Genomic DNA, 11,699 nt, shown 5'->3' on the forward strand with positions numbered 1-11,699 from the left:
GGGCTACCCGCTTGGCACGACCTACGACATCCTCGTTGGCACCGGCATTGCGGTCGCAGTCCTTGCGGTTCTCGGTGGCGTGGCTGCGTCTGGCGTCATCCCGGGCGTGACCCTTCCGAACCTGCCGTTCTAGGGCTACGCGCTTTTCAGATTTTCCCCACTTCTCGCGCATGCGAGGGTGGGGATGCGTGTTTCTGGGAGCAGTTCTTTAGTTCGATTGGTTTTCGGAACGGGATTTCTCGCTTGCCACTCTTGTGTAATGGAATCTGCCGGAACCTGAGCCCACGGGCGGTTCCTAGCTTTGCTGCCTTCGAGTTGTGAAATACATCAGCAGTCTAGAAGTTAATTTCCAATACGGTGGACGAGGGGTGGAGTCCACTGTACTCTGTGTGCATTGCCATACACTTGGCATCAAACTTCAACACCCATAGGAGATTCCAATGAAGCGCATTGCCGCAGCATCCCTCGCCGCAGTCACCGCTGTGTCCCTGGCAGCAGCACCCGCACAGGCTCTTCCAGCCGCCAATCACGATTCCTCGTCGAAGGTGACGGATGAAGAGCTGGGTCTCTATGCTGGAGCCGCCGTCATCGCAGAAGCCCTCGAAGAAGGCCGTGGTTTTTCCAAGCCGTACGCGCAGTCCTCTGAGGATAAAGTGTTCAAGTCGAGCAGCGAAGCCAACAAAGACAGCAAGACCAGCCCTCTCACGTCTTCTCTTAGGAACGATGCGAACCAGGGCTACCCGCTTGGCACGACCTACGACATTCTCGTTGGTACCGGCATTGCTGTCGCAGTCCTCGCGGTCCTCGGCGGCGTGGCTGCGTCTGGCGTCATCCCGGGCGTGACCCTCCCGAACCTGCCGTTCTAGGGCAACGCGCTTTTCAGATCTTCCCCACTTCTCGCACTTGCGAGGGTGGGGATTTTCCCTTTAAACAGGGCTTATATAATCCGTTATCAATATGTGACATGAAACACGTAGAAGAAAGTGCTCGCCCTACGTAACGTATCGTCTACACACTTCGATGTGATGAATAGTAAGCAGTTGCCAACCACTAGGCAGGCAAAAGCTTGCAGGCCTTAAGTCTTCGGCTTTAGGTTTGAACCCACTCGAGGTGCAATACGGTATCTCGAACCCAATTAGAGAGGATTCCCTCATGAAGCGCACCGCTACCGCTGCAATCGCAGTCGCAACCGCCCTGTCCCTCGCCGTCGTTCCGGCTTACGCAGAGGACGCCAAGGACCCGGGCAAGGACGACACCAACGCTAGCTCCCAGGACAACCAGGGCAGCTCCTCTAAGGACGGCAAGCAGGGCGACAAGCAGGACGGCAAGAAGGTCAGCTCCTCCGACATCTCTGACGAGGATGCGCAGAAGTACTACAAGGAGAACAAGGGCAAGGCCACCGGCCTCGCCAAGCCGAAGGAGGGCAAGGAGGACGAGGACGTCAGCTCCGCACTGCTGTCCTCCATCAAGAGCGACGCTTCCAACGGCTGGGAGCCGGGCAAGACCGCGAACATCCTCCTCGGCACCGGCATCGGCGCTCTCGTGCTCGGCATCCTCGCTGTCGTTGCTGGCGGCGGCGCAATCCCGGGTCTGGGCAACATCAAGCTCCCGTTCTAAGTCCTTCACCCACGCCTAAGGTCCATTAGAGCCTTAGGCGTCAAGTGCCGAAGAACTACGGCAAGACGTCAATGAAGGCCCCTGCGAAATCTTTTCGCAGGGGCCTTCAGTCTTGCCATCACGCCTGAAGCGCTACCCAATCTCGGGGAACTTGACCTTCGCTTCTCCCCACAGGTCCTCAAACTCCATGCGAGTGAGTTTCACGGCAGTAATGCCTTCGATGGCGCCGTAAGAGTCCGGGTGCGGCACGGCGGGCATTGGTTCGTTCGCCTGGCCGATCACGCGGCCGTCGACAAACACGCCCGTAATCGTCTCCTCCGGGTCTAGCTCAATCATGCGGACCATCGTGCAGCGCTCGCTATTGATTTCTTCCAACTCCGCGATGTTGAGGAGCTCTCCGCCGAGCTCCGGCACCTGGTAGTGGATGCGCACGTAATGTTTCACGTGAAACGTCTCCTTCTTACTTTGCGTCGCTGTAATCTTCACCAGCGTAGCGCGACACGTATGTAGAGCAGACCATGAGCTGAACCATGTGGTAGACCATCAGCGGAATGATGACCGCACCGAGCGTCGCGCCGCCGAACATGACCGACGCCATCGGCAAACCGGTCGCGAGCGACTTCTGGGTGCCGCACTGCTGGATTGCCACCGTGTCCGCGCGGTTGAACCCAATCTTGCTCGGCACCACGCGCGTCAGCCAGAGCATCACGAGCACGAGCGCAGCGGAGAAGACGATGAGGAAGAGGATCTCCCACAGCGGCAGCTCCTCCCACACGCCGGCAACGACGCCCGTGGAGAAGGCGGAGTAGACCACCATCCATATCGAACCGCGGTCCACAATCTTCGTCGCCTTGGATGTGGCCACCTCGCGGACGCGGGCCGAGAGATTGTGCGCGATCTGTCCCAAGAGGAAAGGCAGGAGGAGTTGGATGGCGATGTTGAGGAACACGGAGGCGTCGATAAGCAAGCCCTCCCCTGAACCCATGAGCAACATGACGAGCACCGGGGTGGCGACGACACCGACGAGCGAGGAGAGGCTTGCGGCCACGACCGCACCGCTGAGGTTGCCGCGCGCGATGCCCGTGAGCGCGACGGAGGATTGGACTGTCGACGGCACGAGCGTCATGTACAGGATGCCCTGATAGAGCTCCGTGGAGATGATGACGGTGAGCGGGCGGAGGGCGAGGCCGATCAGCGGGTAGATCAGGAAGGTGCAACAGAGGATCGCGGCGTGCAGGCGCCAGTGGGTCAGGCCGCGCAGTGCCTCGCGGGTGGACAGGCGCGCGCCGTAGAGGAAGAAGAGCAAGGCGATCGCGAGCTTGACTGCCACCGCGAAGGCGTCGGCAAAGCTGCCGCGGGCGGGGATGAGAAAAGCAAGTATCGCCGCGACGATGATGCCCGCAACCAGCGGATCTAATCGTTTCAGGAAAGAAGGCATGGTTGCAGTCTAGGCTGGTGGCATGAACTTAGGCGAGCAAATCCAACTGAGAGACCTCAAGATCCGCAACCGCATCTGGCTGCCGCCAATGTGCCAATATCAGGCTCGCGGGCGCGATGGAATGCCCGGCATGTGGCACGCGGTGCACTATGGGGCGCGCGCCGCCGGCGGGTTCGGCCTCTTGATCGCCGAAGCGTCTGGCGTGGTGCCCGAGGGGCGGATCTCCCCGTTTTGCACCGGGATCTGGAGCGCGGAGCACGCCCGCGCGTGGGCACCGATCGTGGAGTTTGCGCACCAGATGGGCGCGGCGATGGGCATCCAACTGAACCACGCCGGGCGCAAGGCGTCGACGTACCCAATGCTGCCCGACAACGCCGGCCGCGGCACCATCCCCGTCGCGGAGGGCGGCTGGGAAACTGTTGGTCCCAGCGCCATCGCTGCCGACCGTCAGGCCGCACCGCGCGCCATGACGCTCGAAGAGGTGCGTGCTGTGCCGGGGCAGTTTGCCGACGCGGCGCGGCACGCTGTCGACGCTGGGTTTGACTGTGTGGAGATCCACGGCGCGCACGGCTACCTCCTCCACCAGTTCCCCTCCCCCATGTCCAATCAGCGCGACGACGAGTACGGCGGCGACTTCGAGGGCCGCACGCGCTTGCTGCTCGAGGTGGTCGAGGCTGTCCGCGCCGCGATCCCTGAAGGCATGCCGCTTCTGGTCCGCCTGTCTGCGACCGATTGGGTCGAGCCAGAAGGCTGGCGCGCGGAGGACTCGGAGCGGCTCGCTCCCCTGCTTCGCGACGCTGGCGTGGATCTTATCGACGTTTCCACCGGAGGCAACGTCAGCGCCGACATCCCCGTCGGTCTCGGTTACCAGGTCGACTTCGCTCGCCGCGTGCGTGAGGCCGGCGGGCTGCCCACCGCTGCCGTCGGTTTGCTCCTCTCTGCCACCCAGGCGCAGGAAGTGCTTGACTCGGGTGCGGCCGACGCCGTCCTGATCGGCCGGGCTGCGCTGCGCAATTCGGAGTGGGCGATCGACGCGCTCGAGGAGCTCGGCGCGACCGAAGACGAACTACCGTGGCCTGACTCGTACTTCCGCGGGTGGAAGGGCGTGCAGCGGCGCGCGTAGGTGATCGTGCGGTTGCGCCCGTAGGTGCGCAAGCGAAAAGCCCCAACGGTGTTGCATCGTTGGGGCTTCTTCTTTGGAGTGTGAGCTCGCTGGTGTTAGCTCTCCGGGTTGGACACGATGAGCTGGTCCCCGGTCTCCTCCAGCGCGGCGGTAGTCAGCGGGTTGAGCGAAGGGCCGGACACGACTTCACCGCTGGCGGTATTGAACACCGAGCCGTGGGCGGTGCAGCGGACGTTCTCGTCGTCGACCACGGTGATTTTCTGCTGCTGGTGCGGGCAAACCGCAGAGTAGGCGACGTACTCGCCGGGGTTCGGCTGGGCGATGATGAAGCGGTCCAAAATGACCGCGCTACCGACGGGCACAGCGGTCTTGGCCACCTCCTCGCTGGGCGGCTCGCCGCAGGCAGCGAGGAAGGCGCCGGCGAAGGTGGTGGCGGTACCGAGGAGGAACAGGCGTCGTGAACAAGTCATGCCTTGATCGTAGCCTGTTTCATCGATCGAACGTAGGACTCTAGCTCCGCCTTCAGCGCCTCCATGTCGGTGATGCGCGCCGGGTTCGGGTGCGTGTGCTCCGTGTACTTGGCAATGATGTTGGCAATCGCCGAGCCCGTGATCGCGCCGGTGGCGCCCGCCGCGATCGCGTCGGCCACGTGCTGCGGGGTCGAGATACCGAAGCCGAGGAGCACCGGGGCACCGCCGTAGGAGCGCACGTTGTCCACCACCTCGCGCAGGCCCTCGACGGACGCGGCCTTCTCCGCACCCGTCACACCGTCGCGGGAGATGGCGTAGATGTAGCCGCGGGACTGCGCCGCCACGCCCTCGAGGGTCGCCGGTGAGGCCTTGGCCGGGGCGATGTAGATCGGGTCGATGCCCGCCTCGAGCGCGGCTGCGCTGAAGGGAGCGGACTCGCGCACCGGGACGTCGGGAAGCAGGACACTGTCCGCGCCGGCGTCGTGGAAGGCGGCGTAGAACTCGTCGAGGCCGCGGACATAGGCCACGTTGGCGTAGATAAGCATGCCGACCGGTAGATCCGGGTAGCGCTCACGGATCGTGCGGACCTGGTCGAGCGCCTGGTCGACGGTCGCGCCACCGTCGAGTGCGCGGACGTGCGCGGCCTGGATCGCGGGGCCGTCGGCAACCGGATCCGAGAAAGGCACGCCGAGCTCCAGCGCGTCGGCACCGGCCTTAACGACCGTGTCGATGATTTCCAGCGCGGCCTCCGGGTTGGGGTCCGACAGCATGATGAAGGGCACGAACGCGCCCTCGCCTTTGGCCGCAAGCGCGGCGAAGGTCTTCTCGTAGCGTGAGGATGCGTGGGCGCTCATGCTAGTTCCTCTCCTTATCGTTTGTGGGGGTTGCGTGGGTGCGCTCAATGACCCAGTCGGGGTGTTCGTCGAGCGTGGCGCGCACGTGCGCGACGTCCTTGTCGCCGCGACCGGAAAGCGACACCAGGATGTGCAGCGGTTCGGCATCCTTGGGGTGCTCGGCAGCGCGCTTGAGTGCGTAGGCCAGCGCGTGCGAGGACTCGAGCGCCGGAATGATGCCTTCGTAGCGCGACAGGAGCTGGAAGGCGCACAGTGCTTCCTCGTCCGTGACTGCGACGTAGGAGGCGCGGCCGGACTTGGCCAGGTGCGCGTGCTCCGGCCCGACGGCCGGGTAGTCCAACCCGGCGGAGATGGAGTAGGACTCCTCCACCTGCCCGTCTGGGTTGCGCATGAGGTAGGAGCGGGTGCCGTGCAGGATGCCGACGGTGCCCGCGTTGATGGCCGCGCCGTGCTTGCCCACGCCGAAGCCCTCTCCTCCGGCCTCGGCGCCGATGAGCTCGACGCCGTCCTCGTCGATGAAGTCCGCGAACATACCAATGGCGTTCGAGCCGCCGCCGACGCACGCGCACACTACATCCGGCAGGGCGCCGGTGCGCTCGAGCATCTGCTGCTTCGCCTCTGTGGAGATCACCCGGTGGAACTCCTTGACGATCTTCGGGAAGGGGTGCGGGCCGGCGGCGGTGCCCAGCAGGTAGTGGGAGGTGTGGAAGGTGGCAGTCCAGTCGCGCAGCGCCTCGTTCACCGCGTCCTTCAGCGTGCCCGCGCCGGAATCGACGCCGATGACCTCGGCACCCATGAGCCGCATGCGGTAGACGTTCGGCTCCTGGCGCGCCATATCGACCTTGCCCATGTAGATCACGCACTCGAGGTCCAGCAGTGCGCAGGCGAGTGCGGTGGCGGTGCCGTGCTGTCCGGCACCGGTCTCGGCGATGATGCGGGTTTTCCCCATCTTCTTCGCCAGCAGTGCCTGGCCGATGACTTGGTTCGTCTTGTGGGCGCCGCCGTGGACGAGGTCCTCGCGTTTGAGGAAGATGCGCGCGTTGGCGCTATCAAGCGGCAGGTTCCGGCACTCGGTGAGCGGCGTGGGGCGGCCGAGGTAATCGCGCAGCAGGCTGCGGTACTCGGTCATGAACTCCTCGTCCTCGAAGGCGTCGACAAACGCGCGCTCCAGCTGGTCGAGGGCGGGCAGCAGCGACTCCGCGACGAACTGCCCGCCGAATTCTCCGTAGTAGGCGGGCAGGATCGTGCTGCCGCCGTGGGTGTTGTCACTCATTGTTCGTCCTTGGGTAGTGGTAGTTGCCAATGATGTCGAATGCGCGGCGCAGCGCCCCGGCGTCCTTGCGCCCGGCCCACACGCCCGCGCCGGCGGGGTATTCCACGCCGGAGTTGAGATCGAGGCCAGCGCAGCCGACGCCCAGTGCGCCCGCGAGGTTTTCGGGATTGAGGCCGCCCGCGAGCAGCGTTTTCGGCTTAACGGTGTCCGGAATGTTCGCCCAGTCGAAGGTCTCGCCTGAGCCGCCGGCGTGGGCATCGAGCACAAGCTTATCGACGCTCGCGTGCAGCCCCTCCGCCACCGCTCCCCCATCCCCGGCGCTCATGGAGACCGCGCGCCAGACCTCGATATCCGTGCCGACCTCCTCGCGCACACGGCCGATAAGGTCGAGCTCCGCTTCCAGCGAGCCCTGGTAGGGCGCGTGGATCTGGACGGCGTGAATGCCGGGCTGGATGAGCTCGGCGAAGTCGGAGGTGCGCCGCGAGACCGCGACGTACTTCAGGCCGGGCTCGTGGGCGATGATGTCGGCCGATGTTTCACGTGAAACATCGCGGGGGCTCGCGTCCTCGAAAATGAGGCCGCCGTAGACCGCGCCCGCCGCCTTGGCGGCCTGCGCGGCGGAGAAGGAGGTGAGCCCGCAGACCTTGTTCGGACCGTAGACCAGCTCGCGGGCGGCGAGGTCGATGTCAGGCTGGCTCGTCAGCTGCGAGCCGACGAGGAAACCGTCCGAGTGTGCGCCGAGCTGGCGCACTGTCTCCACGTTGCGGATGCCGGACTCGGAGACCACGACGGCGTCGGCGGGCGCGTGCTTCGCCAGGCGTGCCGAGCGGGTCAGGTCGATGCTCAAGTCGTGGAGGTTGCGGTGGTTGACGCCGAAGATCTTCGCGCCGAGCTTGGCGGCGCGTGTCGCCTCCTCCTCGTCGATTACCTCGGTGAGGACGTCCATGCCGAGCGAATCCGCGAGGTTGGCCATTCGCGTGTATTCCTCGTCGTCGAGGACGGAAAGCATAAGCAAGATCGCGTCGGCACCGTAGTAGCGCGCGGCGTAGACCTGGACCTCGTCGATGATAAAGTCCTTGCACAGCACCGGCAGGTGCGTGGTGGAGGCTACGGTGGCGAGGTGGTCGTAGTCGCCGCCGAAGCGGTTAGGCTCGCACAGCACCGAGATGCCCGCGGCGTAGCGGGAGTAGACGGACGCGATCGCGCCGGGCTCGTAGTGCTCGCGGATCAACCCGAGCGAGGGCGAGGAGGACTTGCACTCCATGATGAAGCTCGTGCCGGGTGCCTTGAGGTTGGCGTAGAGCGAACGCTCCGATTTAGGTAACGTGTCGAAATCTACGTGAGCGACCCGCTGGCGAATTTCGTCAAGGTGACCTTTACGGCCCTCGACGATCCCCTCCAGTACGGTGGGCAGCGGGGAATCCTTAGACACTGTAGTCAGCCTCCTCGTGGCGGGCCAACCAATCCTGCACCGTGCCGTCGTCAAGCAAAGCCCTTGCGTGCTTGACGCCCTCGGCGATGGTCTCGCACGTGCCGTAGAGGTAGAACATGGCACCGGCGGTGGCGGCGACCGCATCGCGGTGCGCCTGCGGGCTCTCGCCGGCGAAGGTGGCGCGCATCGCGGCGGCGTTCTCTGCCCCGTCGCCACCACGCAGGTCCTCGAGCGAGTGGCGGGAAATACCCAGCTCCTCCGGGGTGACCGTGTAGTGGGTAATGTTGCCCTCGCGGTCCAGCTCCCAGATCTGCGACTCGCCGTGGACGGCAAGCTCGTCCGTGCCCGCGCCGTGGACCACGAGCGCGCGGCCGCGACCCAGCTCACGCATGGTTTCCGCGATGAGCTGGCCCTGCGCCGGGTTAGCGATGCCCATGATCTGGAACTCGGGGCGCGCCGGCGAGAGCAGCGGGCCCATCGTGTTAAACAGCGTGGAGACGCCGAGCGCCTTGCGCACCGGCTGGACGTGCGCGATCGCCGGGTTGTAGGCGGGCGCGAAGAGGAAGGTGAAGTTGGAAGACTCGAACTGGCGCACCGCGCGCTCCGGGTCCAGGTCAAGCGGAATATTCAGCGCCTCAAGTACGTCGGCCGAGCCGGACTTGGAGGACACCGAGCGGTTGCCGCACTTGATCATCTTCACCCCGCCCGCTGCCGCGACGAGGGAGGCCGCCGTGGTGATGTTGATGGTGTTCGCGCCGTCGCCGCCGGTACCAGCGGTATCCATGAGCCCCTCCCCCGTCACGGGGAACGGGCGGCCTGCGGCGAGGAAAGCGCGCGCGGCACCGGCGACGTCGGCAAAAGTTTCGCCGCGGGTGCGGATCGTGGCCAGCAGCGCGGCGATGTGCACGTCGTCGTAATCGCCCACGGTCAGCGGGGTAAAGGCCTCGATGGCCTCCTCCAGCGTCGGCTCGTGGTTGTCCAGGAAGCGCTTGAGAATCTCGAGAGATTTATCCGATGCCATTTACTGAGTACCTTTCTTCATTGACATGTCTACGCTGCGCCGCAACATGGTCGGCCCGGCGGGGGTAAGAATCGATTCTGGGTGAAACTGCAGGCCAATGGACATGCCGTCGTCGGTAGCCGCGGCCATCACCACGTCGCCAATATCGGTGTCCGTGTACGCGAGCGCGTGCATCCCGGCCGGCACCTCAGTCGCCCCAAGGGAGTGGTAGCGCGCCACCGGCACGAGCTTGCCGGGCTGACCTGGGATGTCGTCCACGGTCATGCCCGTAAACAGCGGCGAGTCCTGCCCGGCGGCGGTGAGCTCCATGCTTATCGACGCCCCGTGCACCGGCCCGCACGGCCTCACCGCTCCCCCAAAGTGCTCCACCAGCGCCTGATAGCCCAGGCAGATGCCGAGCATGGGGATGTTGCCCTGCGCCCGCTCGATGAGTTCGGCCATGCACCCGGCTTCCGCAGGGTAACCGGGGCCAGGCGAAAGCACTATTAAGTCTGGCTCAGCAGCGAGCACGGTGTCCGCGCTCACCGTGTTGCGGAAGACTGTTGAGTCATACTCAGCGAGCGCGTCGACCAGGTTGTATACGAAGGAATCCTGGTTATCTAGAAGGACAATCACTTCTCCACCTCCAATTCAGCGTTGGCCGCCAGCGCGATCGCGTTGAGCACCGCGTAGGCTTTGTGCAACGTTTCGTCGGCCTCCGATTGCGGGTTGGAATCGCGCACCACCCCGGCACCGGCCTGCACCACCGCCGTGGTGCCGGAGACAAAGGCGGAACGGATGACAATGCAGTTATCCATATCGCCGTTGCCCTGCAGGTATCCGACCGCGCCGCCGTAGGAGCCGCGGCGGGTGCCCTCCAGCTCGCGCAGCAGCTCGGTGGCGCGCAGCTTCGGCGCGCCGGTGAGCGTGCCCATGTTCATACATGCTCGGTAGGCGTCGAGCGCGTCCAGGTCCTCGGCAAGCTCCGCCGTGACTCGCGAGACCAGGTGCATCACGCGGGAGTACCGATCCACCTGCAACAGGTCCACCACCTTGCGGGTGCCCGGGGTGGCCACGCGGGCGACGTCGTTGCGTGCCAAGTCCACCAGCATGGTGTGCTCCGCGACCTCCTTGGCGTCGGTACGCAGTTGCAGCTCCATGCGGGTATCCAGCTCGTGGTCGATGGAGCCGTCGGCAGCCAGGCCGCGGGGGCGGGTGCCCGCGATCGGGTACAGCTGCACTTCCCTATCGGTGTGCGAGAACTTCAGGTTGGATTCCGGCGAGGCTCCGAAGAGCTGGTACGGCTTGCCGTGCTTGTCCATGCCTCGCAGGTAGAACATGTACGGCGAGGGGTTGGTCTCGCGCAGCTTGAGGTACGCGGCGAAGGCATCCACGCACTCGGTCACAAAGGAGCGCGCGGGCACCACCTGGTAGATGTCACCGTTGTAGATGTTGTCCTTGAGCTTGTCCACGTCAGCGCAGAACTGGGCGTCGGGGATGTCAGCGCGCACGCGCAGGGTTTCGGCCGCAGGTTCCGTCGGCTGGTAGGCGTGGTCAGCTCCCGGCTCGGCAGACTCGATGCGCGCGGCGAGCTCGTCCAAGTCGATGCCCTCGCCTGCTGCGTCCACACCCGCGAGGTATGCGGTCTGCTGCTTATGGTCGATGCGCAGCAGGACCTCAGCCAGCACGTACTGGTAGTCGGGGTAGGTATTCGCCCCGTCCTTGACTGTTGGGAGCTCCTCGAAGGTCTCCAAGAAGTCGTAGGCGAAGCCCCCGGCCAGCAGCGGGAAGTCTTCGTTGCCGTAGCCTGCACCGGTGGTCAGCGCGCGCAGGACCTCAACGGTGGAGGTTGCGGTGAGTCGCTCGCGCTCGTCCGCGGCGGCCGACGGCGGAAACTCGTAGGTGTCATCCCCAACGTGGTAGTCGCTCAGCTGCGTGCGCAGGGCGTCGGCAAGCACCTGCCCAGAAGCGGTGAGTGGCTCGACGATAACGCGCTGTCCGTAGCAGGTCACGCGCAGGGAGGCGCGGAGCACGGCCAGGGACTGGAGCCCGGAGCGGGTGGTAATGTCCGCGGACTCTAAAAGTACGGAGTCATCCGCGGTGGTGCCGCCGAGATGGGCGAACAGGCTCGCGGCGTCCTCGTGGTAGCGGACAGGTTTAAGCGTAAACCGGGGTGGTCTGTCCGGTGCGAACTGTTGCGGGGGGGTGCTCATTGTCGTCCTTCGTGTGTGCTGACACCGAGGGTACTGGGAGCAAAGACCCGCGGTGCTTGAGTGTGTACAAGCCGGCGGGCCGTGATGTGTGAATACCTACAATCGGTGGCACGCCGCTTAAGCGTGCCACCACCAGTTGGTCGAAGTCATGTAAGTCACATCCATTAACCTATCTCCCTTGGCACACTCCCGCAAGAAAATGGACGCCTTTTTCTCATAATGTGAAAGTAATTCGCCCGAGCATGCAAAAACCCGGGATGTTTCACGTGAAACATCCCG

12 protein-coding genes are annotated in these 11,699 nt (G+C 64.7%); 3 read left to right on the forward strand and 9 right to left on the reverse strand.

The features are described 5' to 3' along the window. Window positions 1-440 precede the first annotated feature (440 nt). Together HMPREF2990_RS02395 and HMPREF2990_RS02400 are read left to right on the forward strand one after the other, a co-directional pair. Window positions 441-866: a hypothetical protein gene (locus tag HMPREF2990_RS02395; protein WP_070762540.1), complete on the forward strand. Its 426-nt coding sequence runs from the start codon at window positions 441-443 to the stop codon at window positions 864-866. Window positions 867-1,152: 286 nt separating this feature from the next. Continuing rightward, on the forward strand, window positions 1,153-1,617 hold the full coding sequence (locus HMPREF2990_RS02400; protein ID WP_070762541.1) for a hypothetical protein: 465 nt from the start codon (window positions 1,153-1,155) through the stop codon (window positions 1,615-1,617). A gap of 132 nt (window positions 1,618-1,749) precedes the next feature. On the opposite strand, the gene HMPREF2990_RS02405 is transcribed toward HMPREF2990_RS02400, so the two are convergent. Together HMPREF2990_RS02405 and HMPREF2990_RS02410 are read right to left on the reverse strand one after the other, a co-directional pair. After that, the gene (locus HMPREF2990_RS02405; protein ID WP_070762542.1) at window positions 1,750-2,061 is read right to left on the reverse strand and encodes a hypothetical protein; all 312 of its coding nucleotides are present in this window, start codon (window positions 2,059-2,061) and stop codon (window positions 1,750-1,752) included. 16 nt (window positions 2,062-2,077) lie between these two features. Then, the gene (locus HMPREF2990_RS02410; protein WP_070762543.1) at window positions 2,078-3,055 is read right to left on the reverse strand and encodes a bile acid:sodium symporter family protein; all 978 of its coding nucleotides are present in this window, start codon (window positions 3,053-3,055) and stop codon (window positions 2,078-2,080) included. Between the two features lie 22 nt (window positions 3,056-3,077). Here HMPREF2990_RS02410 and HMPREF2990_RS02415 point away from each other — a divergent pair, with 22 nt between their 5' ends. Continuing rightward, entirely contained in the window at window positions 3,078-4,178 is a 1,101-nt protein-coding gene (locus HMPREF2990_RS02415; RefSeq protein ID WP_070762544.1) for an NADH:flavin oxidoreductase/NADH oxidase, read from the forward strand. Window positions 4,179-4,273: 95 nt separating this feature from the next. Here the strand turns inward: HMPREF2990_RS02415 and HMPREF2990_RS02420 are convergent, their stop codons facing one another. Genes HMPREF2990_RS02420 through HMPREF2990_RS02450 form a run of 7 tightly spaced genes read right to left on the reverse strand, consistent with a single transcriptional unit; the run spans window position 4,274 to window position 11,420 of the window. Then, window positions 4,274-4,648 (reverse strand): Rieske (2Fe-2S) protein, encoded by a 375-nt coding sequence (locus HMPREF2990_RS02420; protein WP_141757766.1) that lies wholly within the window; start codon window positions 4,646-4,648, stop codon window positions 4,274-4,276. Next, the gene (trpA, locus tag HMPREF2990_RS02425) at window positions 4,645-5,502 is read right to left on the reverse strand and encodes a tryptophan synthase subunit alpha (RefSeq protein WP_070762545.1); all 858 of its coding nucleotides are present in this window, start codon (window positions 5,500-5,502) and stop codon (window positions 4,645-4,647) included. The genes HMPREF2990_RS02420 and trpA overlap by 4 nt, the downstream gene beginning before the upstream one ends. A 1-nt stretch (window position 5,503) precedes the next feature. Then, window positions 5,504-6,775, reverse strand: coding sequence for a tryptophan synthase subunit beta (gene trpB, locus HMPREF2990_RS02430; RefSeq protein WP_070762546.1), 1,272 nt, complete (start codon window positions 6,773-6,775; stop codon window positions 5,504-5,506). Then, the gene (trpCF, locus tag HMPREF2990_RS02435) at window positions 6,768-8,207 is read right to left on the reverse strand and encodes a bifunctional indole-3-glycerol-phosphate synthase TrpC/phosphoribosylanthranilate isomerase TrpF (protein WP_070762547.1); all 1,440 of its coding nucleotides are present in this window, start codon (window positions 8,205-8,207) and stop codon (window positions 6,768-6,770) included. The genes trpB and trpCF overlap by 8 nt, the downstream gene beginning before the upstream one ends. After that, a complete protein-coding gene (gene trpD, locus HMPREF2990_RS02440; protein ID WP_070762548.1) occupies window positions 8,200-9,228 on the reverse strand; it encodes an anthranilate phosphoribosyltransferase in 1,029 nt (342 codons plus the stop codon). The genes trpCF and trpD overlap by 8 nt, the downstream gene beginning before the upstream one ends. Further along, the gene (locus HMPREF2990_RS02445; RefSeq protein WP_070762549.1) at window positions 9,229-9,843 is read right to left on the reverse strand and encodes a glutamine amidotransferase-related protein; all 615 of its coding nucleotides are present in this window, start codon (window positions 9,841-9,843) and stop codon (window positions 9,229-9,231) included. Further along, the gene (locus HMPREF2990_RS02450; protein ID WP_070762550.1) at window positions 9,840-11,420 is read right to left on the reverse strand and encodes an anthranilate synthase component 1; all 1,581 of its coding nucleotides are present in this window, start codon (window positions 11,418-11,420) and stop codon (window positions 9,840-9,842) included. The genes HMPREF2990_RS02445 and HMPREF2990_RS02450 overlap by 4 nt, the downstream gene beginning before the upstream one ends. Between the last annotated feature and the right edge of the window lie 279 nt (window positions 11,421-11,699).

Source organism: Corynebacterium sp. HMSC071B10, from assembly GCF_001814825.1.
Lineage (GTDB): Bacteria > Actinomycetota > Actinomycetes > Mycobacteriales > Mycobacteriaceae > Corynebacterium.